Source organism: Amycolatopsis thermalba (genome assembly GCF_023376025.1).
In the GTDB taxonomy this organism is placed as follows: Bacteria; Actinomycetota; Actinomycetes; order Mycobacteriales; family Pseudonocardiaceae; genus Amycolatopsis_E; species Amycolatopsis_E thermalba.
The window spans coordinates 5,317,142-5,330,956 of record NZ_CP091196.1 but is presented as its reverse complement, the minus strand read 5'-3'; the positions used below and the strand labels follow the sequence as shown (position 1 = coordinate 5,330,956).

Annotated in this window: 13 protein-coding genes; 9 read left to right on the top strand and 4 right to left on the bottom strand. The window is 69.8% G+C overall.

Features of this window, described 5'->3' with window-relative positions:
- Positions 1 to 44: 44 nt before the first annotated feature.
- Positions 45 to 707, bottom strand: coding sequence for a TetR/AcrR family transcriptional regulator (locus tag L1857_RS25885; protein ID WP_116111190.1), 663 nt, complete (start codon positions 705 to 707; stop codon positions 45 to 47).
- A 175-nt stretch (positions 708 to 882) separates the two neighbouring features.
- Between L1857_RS25885 and L1857_RS25880 the strand changes: the two genes are divergently transcribed.
- From L1857_RS25880 to L1857_RS25850, 7 genes are all read left to right on the top strand, one after another.
- Positions 883 to 2,169 carry an NAD(P)-binding protein gene (locus L1857_RS25880; RefSeq protein WP_249466512.1) on the top strand — a complete coding sequence of 429 codons (1,287 nt, stop codon included), beginning with the start codon at positions 883 to 885 and terminating at the stop codon, positions 2,167 to 2,169.
- 24 nt (positions 2,170 to 2,193) lie between these two features.
- Positions 2,194 to 2,649: a flavodoxin domain-containing protein gene (locus tag L1857_RS25875; RefSeq protein WP_116111188.1), complete on the top strand. Its 456-nt coding sequence runs from the start codon at positions 2,194 to 2,196 to the stop codon at positions 2,647 to 2,649.
- Between the two features lie 50 nt (positions 2,650 to 2,699).
- Positions 2,700 to 4,172 carry an APC family permease gene (locus tag L1857_RS25870; protein WP_205413283.1) on the top strand — a complete coding sequence of 491 codons (1,473 nt, stop codon included), beginning with the start codon at positions 2,700 to 2,702 and terminating at the stop codon, positions 4,170 to 4,172.
- Between the two features lie 29 nt (positions 4,173 to 4,201).
- Positions 4,202 to 5,419 (top strand): cytochrome P450, encoded by a 1,218-nt coding sequence (locus tag L1857_RS25865; protein ID WP_116111187.1) that lies wholly within the window; start codon positions 4,202 to 4,204, stop codon positions 5,417 to 5,419.
- A gap of 31 nt (positions 5,420 to 5,450) precedes the next feature.
- Entirely contained in the window at positions 5,451 to 5,807 is a 357-nt protein-coding gene (locus tag L1857_RS25860; RefSeq protein WP_116111186.1) for a cupin domain-containing protein, read from the top strand.
- A gap of 17 nt (positions 5,808 to 5,824) precedes the next feature.
- Complete coding sequence (locus L1857_RS25855; protein ID WP_249466509.1) at positions 5,825 to 6,877, top strand: phosphotriesterase family protein; 1,053 nt, start codon at positions 5,825 to 5,827, stop codon at positions 6,875 to 6,877.
- A 288-nt stretch (positions 6,878 to 7,165) separates the two neighbouring features.
- Positions 7,166 to 7,834, top strand: a complete 669-nt coding sequence (locus tag L1857_RS25850; RefSeq protein WP_116111184.1) for a TetR/AcrR family transcriptional regulator — start codon at positions 7,166 to 7,168, stop codon at positions 7,832 to 7,834.
- On the opposite strand, the gene L1857_RS25845 is transcribed toward L1857_RS25850, so the two are convergent.
- The 3 genes from L1857_RS25845 to L1857_RS25835 are packed head-to-tail and all read right to left on the bottom strand — an operon-like array spanning position 7,818 to position 11,296.
- Positions 7,818 to 9,179: an aldehyde dehydrogenase family protein gene (locus L1857_RS25845; RefSeq protein WP_249466507.1), complete on the bottom strand. Its 1,362-nt coding sequence runs from the start codon at positions 9,177 to 9,179 to the stop codon at positions 7,818 to 7,820. The genes L1857_RS25850 and L1857_RS25845 overlap by 17 nt on opposite strands.
- Positions 9,176 to 9,916 carry a gamma-glutamyl-gamma-aminobutyrate hydrolase family protein gene (locus L1857_RS25840; RefSeq protein WP_116111182.1) on the bottom strand — a complete coding sequence of 247 codons (741 nt, stop codon included), beginning with the start codon at positions 9,914 to 9,916 and terminating at the stop codon, positions 9,176 to 9,178. The genes L1857_RS25845 and L1857_RS25840 overlap by 4 nt, the downstream gene beginning before the upstream one ends.
- A 6-nt stretch (positions 9,917 to 9,922) precedes the next feature.
- Positions 9,923 to 11,296, bottom strand: a complete 1,374-nt coding sequence (locus L1857_RS25835; protein ID WP_116111181.1) for an aminotransferase family protein — start codon at positions 11,294 to 11,296, stop codon at positions 9,923 to 9,925.
- 178 nt (positions 11,297 to 11,474) lie between these two features.
- Here L1857_RS25835 and L1857_RS25830 point away from each other — a divergent pair, with 178 nt between their 5' ends.
- Entirely contained in the window at positions 11,475 to 12,752 is a 1,278-nt protein-coding gene (locus L1857_RS25830) for a glutamine synthetase family protein (RefSeq protein WP_205413282.1), read from the top strand.
- 73 nt (positions 12,753 to 12,825) lie between these two features.
- Positions 12,826 to 13,605 carry a FadR/GntR family transcriptional regulator gene (locus L1857_RS25825; protein ID WP_162831096.1) on the top strand — a complete coding sequence of 260 codons (780 nt, stop codon included), beginning with the start codon at positions 12,826 to 12,828 and terminating at the stop codon, positions 13,603 to 13,605.
- Positions 13,606 to 13,815 lie beyond the last annotated feature (210 nt).

Here is a 13,815-nt window from a genome sequence, read left to right as displayed (position 1 = left end):
TGTGTCGGGAATGGTAGGCGACCGAGGCTGCGGGCGCTAGACCGTCATCGGCCCGAGTGGCCGGCGAAGAACCGGGTGAGCATGAAGTGGGCCTGGTCGAGGATGACTGCGTCGCCGTCCTCGTCGTCGGTGAAGGCGAACTGGACGAGGCGTTCCAGTGCGTGCAGGGCGACGCTGCAGTGCAGCTGGGTCAGCTCGCCGAACAGGGGAGCGTGGCGCTGGAACTGCCCCAGGATTCGGCCGGCCCAGTCCTCGATGCACGCCTCGTCGAGGATGCGGACGCGGTCGGTGAGGTTCTGGCGCACCCACAGCTCCCGGATCAACGGGGTGCGGTGCTCCTGCGTGTAGTAGTCGATCACCACGTCGACGATCTCGGTCCACCGCTTCCCGCGCCGGTCGTCCAGGGCCTGCTGGAAGCTCGCGGTCGCGTCCCGCATCTGCCGGTAACACAGTTCGTCCAGGACGCTCTCGGGTGTTTCGAAGAAGGCGTAGAAGGAGCCCCGGCTGACGCCGGACTTCTCCAGCAGCAGGGTCGGTGAACCGACCACCGCTTCGTAGCCGACGTTCTCGACCAGCTCCGCCGCCGTGGTCAGGACATGTTCCACCATCGCCCGGGAGCGTTCCTGCACCGGCTGCTTGCGCAGGCCACCGTCGAGCCGCTCGTGCCACGCGGCAGGGGCCGTCCGAGAAGTCGACCGTGACACCATCGCTCCTTAACTTGGACACCCGAGGTGGCTTGAGAGTGTACGCGTGAACTCGATGGAATCGACCGGTGGACACGACGCGAGTCGTGTATTAACCTCCCATGAATGCGACTGAGGTCGCGTCTCAAATCTCGATTCCAGTCAGTTCCCGCAGTCATAGCGCTACCAAGGTGATGGCATGGTCGGAACGCACACTTCGCAACACGTCCCCCCGAGCGCAGGGAGCCCCACGATCGCCGTGGTGGGCAGCGGCCCGTCCGGCTGCTACGTGGCCCAGTTCCTGTCCAAGACGTGGCCGGACTCGGAGATCACGGTCTTCGAGTCGCTGCCCGCGCCCTACGGGCTCATCCGCTACGGCGTGGCCGCCGACCACCAGGGCACCAAAGGGGTCGTGCGGCAGTTCGACCGGCTGTTCACCCGCGGCGGCATCCGGTTCGCGGGCAATGTGACGGTGGGCCGGGACATCGATTTCTCCCGGTTGGCGACCAGTTTCGACATTGTTGTGCTGGCGACCGGCCTGTCCGGCGACCGGGAACTCGACGTGCCGCGCGACCCGGGGGCACGGGTCGTCGGAGCGGGTGCGCTGCTGCGCGCGCTCAACGGGTTTCCCCATCACGGCTTGTCCCGCGACGGGACCGGGCGGTGCACGCCGCTGGGTTCGCGGGTGCTCGTCGTCGGCATGGGCAACGTCGCTCTCGACGTGCTCAGGCTGCTGTCCAAGGACACCGCGGCGTTCACCGGATCGGACATCGACGACGAAATGCTCACGCAGCTGCGCCCGGAGCGGCCGGCAACGCTCGACGTCATCGCCCGATCCGGGGCGTCCCAGGCGAAGTGCGACGCCGCGATGCTGCGCGAGCTCATCGCGTTGAACGGTGTGAACATAGTCGCTTCCGGGCTGGACGAGAAGGACAGCGGCCCGGTCGCCGACCTGCTGCGGAGTTCCGCCGCCCCGGCGCGGGACGAGCCGGGACGCACCCGCGTGACCTTCCACTTCGGACTGCAGCCCAGATCGGTGACCACCCGGGACGGCCGGACCGTGCTGACCGCGTGCCGCCGTGACGACGGCACGCCGGTCGAGTTCGCCGCCGACGCCGTCGTCACCGCCATCGGGTTCACCCAAGGCGCCGCGCACGACGACGGCTGCCCCGGTCCGGACTGGGCGGGCGACCACGTCTACCGCGCGGGGTGGCTCAGCCGCGGTGCGCAGGGGACGATCGCCGAGAACCGCAAGCACGCCCAGAGCCTCGTCCGGTCCATCGTGGACGACTTCGAGGCCGGGCGGATCACTGCGAGCAGGCCCGGGTTCGCCGGTGTCGCGGACCTGCTCGCTCACCGGGCGATCGGGTTCGGTGACTGGCAGCGCATCGAGGCGGCCGAACACCGTTCGGCGCGGCCGGACCGGTGCCGGCGCAAGATCACCGACCTCGACCAGATGCTGGCCATCGCCACCGGCGCCCGCTGACCCCAACCACAGGAAGGACCTTGCGTGAACAAGCTGACCGTCCTCTTCGGCACCGAATCCGGCAACGCCGAGCTGGTCGCCGAAGACGTCGCCGCCGCGCTCGAGGAGAAGGGAACCGCGACCCGGGTGGTGAACATGGAGGACTACCCGGTCGACGAGCTCGCCGGGGAGGACATGGTCATCCTCGTGGTGTCGACCTACGGTGAGGGCGACCTGCCCGCCACCGCCGCGCCCTTCCACGAGGCGCTCGTGGATAGCAAACCCGACCTGTCCGGTGTCCGGTTCGCCGCGTTCGGCCTCGGCGACAGCACCTACGACACGTACAACCTCGGCGTCGCCACGCTGCGGTCCACCTTCACCGGCCTGGGTGCGACCCAGATCGGGGAGACCGGCTACCACGACGCGGACAGCGGGCTGAACCCATCCGACATCGCGGTCGCCTGGGCCGGCGTCGTCCTCGCCGTCGCCGCGCCGGCCTGACCGGAACGGCACCGCCGAACCCCCGACTCGTCCGAGAGAGGCAACCCGAAATGAGTGACAGCACGCCCGTCGTCAATCCGCCGTCGACCACGGACCTCGGCACCGGCGCCGTTCCGGACAAGCTCTCGGGCCGCATGGGGGTCGGCTCGCTGATGCTGACCGTCCTGGCCTTTTCGGCCCCCATCGCCGTGGTCGCCGGGTTCATTCCGTTCACCGTCACCTTCGGCGGGGAAGGCGCCACGTTCGCGTTCGTCGCGACCACGATCCTGCTGCTGCTGTTCGCGGTCGGCTATGTGACGATGACCAGGCGCATCCCGAAGCCGGGTTCGTTCTACGCGTTCGTCAGCGCCGGCCTGGGCAAGATCAGCGGACTTGGCGCGGCCTTCCTCGCGGTCGTGTCCTACCTGCTGATGCTCGGCGGGTGCTTCGTGTTCCTCGGCCTCACCGCCACGGAACTCATCGAGAGCATCGGCGGGCCCACGACGCCGTGGTGGCTGTGGGGCGCACTGGCCTGGGCCGTGGTCGGCGTCCTGTGTTACTTCCACATCGAGGTGTCGGCGAAGGTCCTCAGCGTCGCCATGGTCCTCGAAGTCACGATCGCCATGATCTTCAACGTGGCCGTTGTGCTGCACGGCGGTGGCCCGGACGGCTTCTCGGCCACCCCGTTCTCGCCGGCCGCGCTGTCGCACGGCGACGTCGGCGTGACGATGCTCTTCGCGGTCATGGTGTTCCTGGGCTTCGAAGCCACCGCGGTCTTCCGCGACGAGGTGCGCACCCCGGACCGGACGATTCCCCGCGCCACCTACGGTGCCGTGCTGTTCGTGGGTGTGCTCTACATCCTGTCGTGTTACCTGCTCACGACCGCCTACGGTTCGGGTGCGGTGGACGCGGCGACCAACGATCCCAAGTCGATGTTCCCCGCCGCCATCGGGCAGTTCGTGGCGCCGTTCTTCACGCAGCTGACGTTCCTGTTCATCATCACCTCCGAGCTCGCCGCGGCGATCTCGGTCCACAACGTCGTCGCCCGCTACCTGTTCAACCTCGGCCGTGACCGGGCGCTGCCCGCCTACGTCGCCAAGGTGCACCCCCGCCACCACTCACCGGCCCGCGCGTCCACGGTCACCGCCGTGATCGTCGCCGTGGTCCTGATTCCCCTCGGTTTGACCAACACGTCCGGGGTGGGGCTCGACGCCCAGCTGTTCGGGCTGGCCACCGTCGGCCTGCTGGCCCTGATGGCGGTGGTCAGCGTCTCGGTCATCGTGTGGTTCGCGCGGACGGGCAGGTCCACCGGGGAGAACTCGTTCAAGTGCTACATCGCACCGGGCATCGCGGCCCTGGCACTCGGCGCGACCGTGGTGCTCGCCGTCCTGCACTTCGACCTGGTGGTCGGTGGCGCGCCGGGACAGAACCTGGTGCTGCTCACCGTGCTCGCCGTCTCCGCGATCGCCGGCGTGGGGCTCGCGCTCTACTTCAAGTCGGCGCGGCCACGGACCTACGCCGGTCTCGGCCAGGCCGCGAGCTGATCCCACACCTACCGGAAAGGACAATGCCCATGTCAACCCATACGACCGCGGTCACCGTGCCGGGGCAGTGCCCGGAGGTCACCCGCTACCTGCCGTGGACCGACCCGCAGTTCCGGATCGACCCCTACCCCTACTACGCCCGCGCGCTGGCCGAGGCGCCGATCATGCGGGACGACCACGACGGCAGCTTCGTGCTCACCCGGTACGAGGACCTGATGCACTACGGCCGGCTGCCCTCGGTCCGCATCGCGCCGGAATGGGAGAAGGCCGGCGCCTGGCGCGTTCTGCTGGACATGGCCCTGGGGCACGACGAACCCGGCCACACCCGGCTGCGGCGCCTGACGAGCAAGTGGTTCACCCCCAAGCGGGTCCGCGAGTGGGCCGAGACGACCGCCGCCATCACCGACCGCCTCCTCGACGGCCTCGGCCAGGACGGGCTCGTCGACGGCTCCGACCTCGCGGTGGAGGTCACGCACCGCACGGTCTGCCACATCCTGAACATCCCCGCCGACGACCACGACGAGGTACGGCGCAAGATGCGGCAGGCGATGCCCATCCTCAGCGCCCGTCCCTCACAGCAGGACTTCGAACGGGCCGAGGAGGCCCTGGACGAGCTGCGCGGCCGGACCGCCGCGCTGATCGAGGCCAAGCGCAAGAACCCGGGGGAGGGCCTGCTGGGCTCCCTGGTGGCCGCGCAGGACCGGGGCGAGATGACCGCCGCGGAGCTGCTGGCGACGACCCTGTTCTTCTACGTCGTCGGCCACATGGACGCCACCTACCTCATCTGTTCGGGTCTGCACCTGTTCACGCGGCGGCCGGACCTCTTCGACGCGTTCCGGGAAAACCCGGACAAGCACGAGGCGTTCGTCGCCGAACTGGCCCGCTTCGACGCGCCCGAGCCGGTCGTGACCCGGGCGACGACCGAGGACCTCGTCATCCACGGCGTCCACGTGCCCGCCGGCCGCAGCCTGCGCCTGATGCTCGGCGCCGCCAACCACGACCCGGCGGTGTTCGACAACCCGGACGAGTTCGACTTCACCCGGCCGCCGGAGCAGACCCGGAACCTGACCTTCAGCTTCGGCAGCCACGGATGCCAGGGACGGCTGCTCGCCGAGGCCGAGATCCGCGTGGTGTTCGAGCGGATCGCGGCCCGGTTCTCACGCGTCGAGCTGACCGCCGAACCCGACATCCGCAACACCGACGCCTCGCGCCACTACTTCACGCTTCCCCTGCGCCTGCACAGCTGACCGTTTCACCCAACGAAAGGAACCAGCAGCGATGACACACACCTCCTCCGTGCCCACGGTGGTCCTCACCGACGCGCGCTCGGTCGAGCTGGAGGACTGGGGTCCCCTGCCCGAGGCGACCGGCGAGCCGATGCGGACCGCGGGCAAGAAGTTGTGGACCGGTGAGGGGGTGCTCGAAGTCGGCCTCTGGGAGTGCGCGCCCGGGCCGTCCCGCTGGGTCTTCGAGACCAACGAATCCATCACCATGCTCGAGGGCCGCATGACCGTCACCGAGGACGGCGGCGAGTCCTACGAGATCAAGGCCGGCGACAGCGCCGTCTTCCCGCTCGGCTGGACGGGCACGTGGGACATCCACGAAACCGTGTTCAAGGTCTACACCGCGTTCTGACCACAAGGGAGTGACAGATGCCGGGCACGTTACGCACTGTCCGCGGGGACATCGACCCCGCCGAGATGGGCGCCACCTTGCCGCACGAGCACGTCTTCGGTGCCGTGGACATGTACTGGGACCCGGGTGAGGACCCGCGCGCCTCGCGGGACCCCGACTCCAGCCCCACCCTGGAAAACCTGTGGCACTGGCGCGAGAACCCGTGCACCAACCGCGGGAACCTGCACATGGGCGACGAGAAGGACGCGATCGACGAGCTCTCGGTCCTGCCCGATCTCGGGGTCGGCACGCTGGTCAACCTGTCCCCGATCGGCATGGGACGCAACGCCGCCGGCCTGCGGTACGTCTCCGAGGTGACCGGCGTGCACATCGTGGCAGGGTCGACCTACTACGTCGCGGCGAGCTGGCCCGACGAGCGCAGGTCCATGACCGAGGATGCGATGGTCGCCGAGATCGTCGAGGACATCACGGTCGGCATGGAGGGCACCGACGTGCGGGCCGGCATCGTCGGTGAGGTCGGCCTGTCCTGGCCGATCGACCCGCTGGAGGAGCGGGCGCTGGCCGCGAGCGTGCGGGCGCACCGGCAGACCGGCGCCGCACTGTCCATCCACAACCCGTACTACGTGCCCGGGGCCGACACGCTGCTCGAGATCGGCCGCCGCATCGCCGGTCTCGGGGCCGACATGAGCCGGGTGATCATGGGGCACTGCGACGGGTTCTCGCGGGATCCGCGGTTCCTCGACGTGGTCGGGGAGCTGGGCTGCTACGTCGAGCTCGACCTGTTCGGCTACCCCAGCGGGTACGAGCCGGAGGTGGATTTCGTCTACCCGTCCGACGAGCTGCGCGTGGAGACCATCCTCGGTCTCATCAAGGCCGGCCTCGCCGACCGGCTGCTGCTGTCGCACGACATCTGCTTCAAGACGAGCAGGCAGAAGTTCGGCGGGAACGGCTACGGCTACATCCACCGCGTGATCGTCCCGTGGCTCAAGCGCAAGGGCGCCGACGACGACGCGCTCGAGCAGATCCTGGTCCGCAATGCGCAGACGGTGCTGCCGCTGGCCGCGGTCTGACCCGCCGCGAGGCTCCGTCCCCCGGTCGGCGACCGGGGGACGGAGCCTCGCGGCAACGACAAACACCAGCGGCCGTTCGGAGCGGCGGACACCTCGACGGCAACCGCCGCCGAATCAACGACCCGCACGCACAACGCTCGGTTGGGACACCCCAGCCGAGCGTTGTGCGTTGTCTGGCGCCGCCGTTTTCCTGTGCCGAAGAATACTGGAGACGTGACCGCAGTCCAGGTTGGTAACGCGACTAGAGTCGTGTAACGTGGTCGTAACAGGCGGAACGGGGGAGTACCGATGAGACGGACCGGGTACGAGAGCAGATCCGATCCGCGTGCCCCGATCGCGGGCGGACTGCGCAAACTGCCGGTCCAGGAGCGGTCCAGGGCCATGGTCGAGCACGTGCTGGACACCGCGACGGAGCTGGTCGAAACCCTCGGCTACGAAGCGGTCGTGGGGTCACCGACGCTGCTGCTGGAGAAGGCGGGCGTCAGCCGGGGATCGTTCTACGCGTTCTTCGAGTCTCCGGAACGGGTGCTCGAAGAGCTGTGCCACCGTCAGATGCAGGTCTCGACCGAAGGGCTCGCGCGGGCGCTGAAGGACCGGCCGGGCCAGGCGTGGACCGAGATCATCGACGTCCTGATCGACTACTACACGCAGGAACACCGCATCCCGCTGGTCCGCGAACTGTGGGTGCGGCAGAACCTCACCGAACGCGTCCGCACCCTCGACGAGCTGTGCATCGAGGACTGGGCCGCCCGCGTGCTGGACCAGTTCCGCCAGCACGCGCCGGCCTTCGCGGGGCTGACCCAGGCCCACTGCAGCGTGGCCCTGCACGCGCTGGAACGGCTCGTGCAGTTCGCCTTCACCGGCGACGAGGACGGCGATCCCGCCGTCCTCGCCCAGGCCCACTTCATGCTCACCCGGTTCTTCGCGGGCCACGCCGGTGTCAGCCCGCCGTGCTGAAGAAGACGTTCTTCACCTCGGTGTAGGCGTCGAGCGCGTCCGGGCCCAGTTCGCGGCCGAGACCGGACTGCTTGAACCCGCCGAAGGGCGTGGTGATGCGCACCGACGTGTAGGAGTTGACCGCGAGGGCGCCTGCGTCGACGGCACGCGCCACCCGCAGGGACCGTGCCGCGTCGGACGTCCAGATCGACCCGGCCAGCCCGTACACCGTGTCGTTGGCGCGGGCCAGCGCCTCCTGCTCGCTGTCGAAGGCGAACACCGACACGACCGGGCCGAAGATCTCCTCCCGCGCCGCCGGGTGCCGGTCGTCGATCGGGTACAGCACCGTGGGCGGAACCCAGTAACCCGGGCCCCCTGGTGCGACACCGCGGAAGAGCACCGGCGCACCGTCCACATAGGCCCGCACCCGTGCCGCCTGGCCCGCCGAGACCAGCGGCCCCATTTGGGTGCTCTCATTCAGCGGATCGCCGACCACGATCCCGCCGACCACCTTCTCCAGCTTCTCCATGAACGTCTCCAGCGCGGGCCGCTCGACGAACACGCGGGACCGCGCGCAGCAGTCCTGCCCGGAGTTGCCGAAGACGGCGCCGGTCAGGCCGCTCGCCGCGGCGTCGAGATCGGCGTCGGCGAACACCAGCGCGGCCGATTTGCCGCCCAGCTCCAGCGTGACGCGCTTGAGGGTGCCTGCGGCGCGCTGGGCGATGTCCTTGCCGACCTCGGTGGACCCGGTGAAGGCGATCTTGCCGATGCCCGGGTGCTCGACCGTCGCGCGGCCGATCGTCCGGCCCGGGCCGACCAGCACAGTCAGCAGACCCTCCGGAAGACCCGCCGCGGTCGCGAGCGAGGCGAGCTCGCGTGCGGTGAGCGGGGTCAGCTCCGCGGGTTTGAGCACGATCGCGTTGCCCGCGGCCAAGCCCGGCGCCACCTTCCAGGACGCGATGGTGAGCGGGTAGTTCCACGGGGTGATCAGGCCGACGACCCCGATCGGTTCCCGGAACGTCATGTCCACGCCGCCCTCGACTGGAATGGTGTGTCCCAGCAGGCGTTCCGGCGCCGCGGCGTAGTAGCGGAAGGTCGCGGCCGCGCCCGCGACCGCGCCCCGAGCCTCGGTGATCGGCATCCCGACGTTGCGGGATTCCAGTCGTGCCAGGTGTTCGGAGTTCGACTCGATCGCCGCCGCGACCGCGAGCAGAACCTGCCCGCGGTACTGCGGGGACTTCGCGGCCCACAGCTTCTGCGCCTTCGCGGCACGCGCGACGATGGCGTCCAGTTCGGCGACATCGGTGGTTTCGAGGGTGTCGAGCACGCGCTCGGTGGCGGGCTCGATCACGTCGATGGTGGTCACGCTGGCTGGTCCTCCCTGGCCGGTCGCGCCGCGACCGCGACGAAGGCGGTGAGCGCGTGCTGAAGGTGGTCGACCTCCGGGTGCCATTGGACACCCAGGGCGTACTGGCAGGACGGGAACTCGATGGCCTCGGGCAGCCGGTCCGGAATGGACCACGCCGTCACCACCGCGCCCTCGCCCAGCGCGTCCACCCCTTGGTGGTGGTGGGAGTTCACGACCTGGACGCCGCTGCCCGACAGCGACTCGGCGAGCGAGCAGGGCACCACGTCGACCTCGTGGAAGGTCGCGCTGTCCAGCCGTCCGGGGCTGCGCCGGTGCTCGGCGAACCCGGCGTCGGTCAGGTGCTGGTGCAGCGTGCCGCCCGCAGCCACATTGAGAATCTGCATGCCGCGGCAGATCCCCAGCACCGGGAGATCCCGGGCGAGCGCGGCACGGGCCAGGGACAGCTCGAACGCGTCGCGTTCCGGCGCGGTCGCCTCAGTGCGCTCGGTCCTGGCCGCGCCGTAGGTGTCCGGCTCCAGGTCGACACCGCCGATCAGCAGCAGGCCGTCGACGCGGTCGAGCACCAGCTCGGGCCGCGCGGTGGCGCGGGGATCGGGCACGAGGCCGATCGGCAGCCCGCCGGCGGTACGCACCTTCTCCAAGTAGGTGGCGGGGAGGATCGCGGCCTGCTGGTCCCAGAACCCCCAGCGGGCGGGTTCGAACGCGGCACAGACTCCGATGACGGGTGTGGTCATGGCGGCTCAGGCGATCTCGTCGGCGAACTTGTGTTCCGCCTCGGTGAGGCAGCGGTCGACGATCTCGATCGCTCGCTCGGCCTCCGCACGGGTCAGGACGAACGGCGGGGCCAGGTGGAGCACGTCCCACACCCGAGTCACCAGGCCCTCTTCCTGCGTGCGCAGCGCCAGGAACTTGATGAACGGGTGCGAGGTGCCCCACGCCTGCTTGGTGCCCTTGTCCTTGACGAAGTCGATCGCGCACAGCAGGCCCTGCCCGCCGCGGACGTCGCCGACGGTCGGGTGCTCGCGCAGCTGCTGGGCCAGCTCGAACAGGTAGGTGCCCATCTCCGCCGAGCGCTCGACGAGGCGTTCCCGTTCGAGGATCTCGATGTTCTTGAGCGCGGCCGCCGCCGCGACCGCGTGACCGCCGAAGGTGATCAGGTGGTTGAGCGCGCGGCCGTGGGGCCGGAAGTCGTCGAACAACGAGGAGCGCGCCGCGACGGCGGCGATCGGCGCGTAGCCGCTGGACAGTCCCTTGGCCATGGTCATGAGGTCGGGGACGACGCCGTAGTGCTCGGCGGCGAACCAGGTGCCCGTGCGGCCCCAGCCGGTGATGACCTCGTCCATGATGAGCAGCACGCCGTAGCGGTCGCAGATCTCGCGCAGCATCTGCCAGTAGACGGGACCGGGCAGGTGGGTGCCGTTGGCGACCGAGATCGGCTCGCCGATGACGGCGGCCACGTGCTCGGGGCCCTGCGTGAGGATCTCCTGTTCGACGAACCGCGCGCACATGATGTCGCCGGCTTCGCCCTCCAGCCCGAAGTCGTTGCGGTAGTGGTTGGGCGAGGGGACCTTGCTCACGCCCGCCATGAACGGGCCGAAGTAGCCCTCGTTGGCGCTGCCGGTCAGGCTGGCCGCGCCGAACGTGGTGCCGTGATAGGACCCGCGGCGCGCGATGATCTTGTACCGCTTGCCGAAGCCCCGCATCGCCTGGACCTGCTTGGCGATCTTCATCGCGCTCTCGACGGCCTCGGAGCCGCCGGAGCAGAAGAACACGCGGTCCAGATCGCCCGGTGTCAGCGAACTGATCTTCTCGGCCAGGGCGATCGCGGCCGGGTTGGCCGCGTTGGAGGCGGCGGTGTAGGCGATCTTCCTGGCCTGTGCGGCCATCGCGTCGGCGATCTCGGTGCGTCCGTGGCCGGCCGCGACGACGAACAGGCCGGAAAGCCCGTCCAGGTAGGAGTTGCCGCGCACGTCGGTCAGGGTCGCGCCGTGTCCTTCGACGAACACGCGGAGGCCGCCGCGCGTGAGTTCGTCCCACTCGAGGTCGTTGCTGTGCAGCCACAGGTGCTCCAGCGCGGCGGTCTCCAGCGGGTCGCGGTCGTACGCTGCGGTCATGGGCTCACTCCTCGTGTTCGGCTAATTGGAGCGTTTGATACTCCTTTTGTAGCCGGGTGCCACAACTGAAGTCAAGCAGTTCTTGCGGCCGCTGGTCGCGCTCTGCTAGAAAAAGGTGCTTGACGAAGTCCATTAGGGAAGTCGAGGGAGAACCTTGTCTGCGACAGCCACCACCCCCGTGGGCGATCGACCCGCCGACGTGCGCTCGCTCCTGCTGCTCTTCCCCGACCTTCACGGTGGCCTGCGCGGCAAGATGGTCGAGCCGCGGGTCGTGGACGAGCAGGCGCGCACCGCGGGGCTGCCGACCACCGACCTGCTGCTCGCCGTGGACCCCCGGGACGAGCCGATCACGACGCTGCCGACGATGGGGCTCAACGGCGGAGCGAAGGATCTGCTGTTGCGACCCGACCCGGCCACCCTGCGGCCGGTGCCGTGGTTCCCGGATGCCGCGCTGCTGCTGGGCGATCTCCATGAAACCGGCGGCCTGCCCTGCGAGGTCAGCCCGCGCCAGGTGCTGCGGCGCGCGCTGGACGCCCTGGCCGGCCAGGGCATCGCCGTGCGGGCGGCGTTCGAGTTCGAGTTCCGGTTGTTCCGGGAAGGCGGGTGGGAACCTGCCAGTTCCGGGCTCAGCTACAGTCCGCTGACGCTGTCCGAGGTCGCCGAGTTCGTCGGCACACTCCGCAGCTACGCCGACGCGCTCCGGCTGGGCCTGTCGGTGGTGCACGCTGAAGGAGCACCCGGCCTCATCGAGGTCAACGTCGACCCGCAGGACGGCCTGGCCGCCGCCGACACCGCGGCGCTGCTCCGGCTAGCCGCGGCTGAGGCCGCGCGGCGGCACGGGCTGCGGGCGAGCTTCCTGGCCAAACCGTTCGCCCAGCAGGAAGGGTCGAGCGCGCACGTCCACTTCTCGCTGTGGGACGACACCGGTGCCAACGTGCTGCGCTCGGCCGCGGCGGACCCGGACGACGAAACCTACCGCCGGGTCGCCTGGGGAGTCCTGGCGAACCTGCCCGCCCTGAGCCTGATCTACAACCCCACCATCAACTCCTACAAACGCCTCGTGCCCGGCTATTTCGCGCCGGTGCGCGCCTCCTGCGGCACCGACGACCGGTCGTTCGCGGTGCGTGCCCTGCTCCGCGGTTCCAGCTCGAGCCGGTTCGAGCTGCGCCGGCCTGGCGCGGACTGCAACCCCTACCTGACACTGGCGGCCATCGCCGCCTCCATCCACTTCGGACTGACCGAGCGGTCCATTCCGGACCGCCGTGCACTGGACCGGTACGACGAGCCGTTGCCGGCCAGCCTGGAAAGCGCCATCGTCGAGTTCCGCCGTCGTGACGCCGGGGTGGACAAGGTGCTCGGCGCCGGGTTCTGCGACCACTACCTGCGCACCCGCGAGTGGGAGCTGCACGCGTGGCAGAACACGGTCACCGAGTGGGAGCGGGAACGGTATTCCTGAGGCGCGGGCCTGGAAACGGGCGCTTGCTAACATGACCGGGTGAGCGGTGTCCCTGGGCGAGAGAGTGGGACTGGTGCCTGAACCGGTGGGGTTGAACGTCAGCCGGTTGTCCGGTCGCGCGGTCGCCTTGCCGCCCCCGGAGGTCGACGTCAACCGGTACGTGGCCGATCTCGTGCGCCGGGAGATCCGGCTCGGGCTGCTGCCCCCGGGGTCGGCGCTGCCCTCGGAGCGCGAGTTCGCCGAGATGCTCGGTGTCGGCCGCACACCGGTGCAGCTGGCCTTTCGTCAGCTGCGCTCCGAGGGGCTGATCGAACAGCGTCGTGGCCGCAACGGCGGCGCGTTCGTCCGCGGCGCGAGCGAGGACGAGTCGCGCTTCCAGGACGTGATCGCCGAGGCGGTCCGCAACCGCGACGAGATCCGGCTGGCAATGGAGTACCGGTGCCTGGTGGAGCCGGTCGTGGCAAGGCTGGCGAGCGAGCGGCGCACGGCTGTGGAGCTCGCGACGCTCCAGGCCGCACACGACGAGCTGCAGAGCGCGCCGGACGACGCGTCGTTCATGCGCAGCGACGCGGTGTTCCACCTCGCCTTGGCCCACATCAGCGGTAACCCGTTCCTCGTACGCGGCATCGAGGAGTCACGCCAGTGCTGCCACCCCGCGCTGGCACTGCTGCCGGAGAGCGGCGCCTTCCACGACGCCACCATCGCCGAGCACCACGAGATCCTGGCGGCCGTGGCGGCGCGCGAACCCGCCGACGCCGAACGCGCCATGCGCGCCCACGTCGAACGCAGCATGTGGAGCGTGCAGAAGCTGCTGTCCACGCTCAAGGAACGCCGCCCGGACGCTCCTCGCTGACACCCGACCATCAGGCGAGATCGGCCGAGAACCGCTGCCGCACGCCGGCCAGCCCTGGCCGAGCGGGCTACCGCGGTCGATCCAGTGGCTCAGCGCGGGCGGACGGATCGTGAGATCGCGGCGGACCAGGTTGGTGCACCGCACCAGCGCCGTGCGGGACAGCTGTCCAGGCATCCGATCCCGGTACGTGGTACGCCGCCGCCGCGCCCG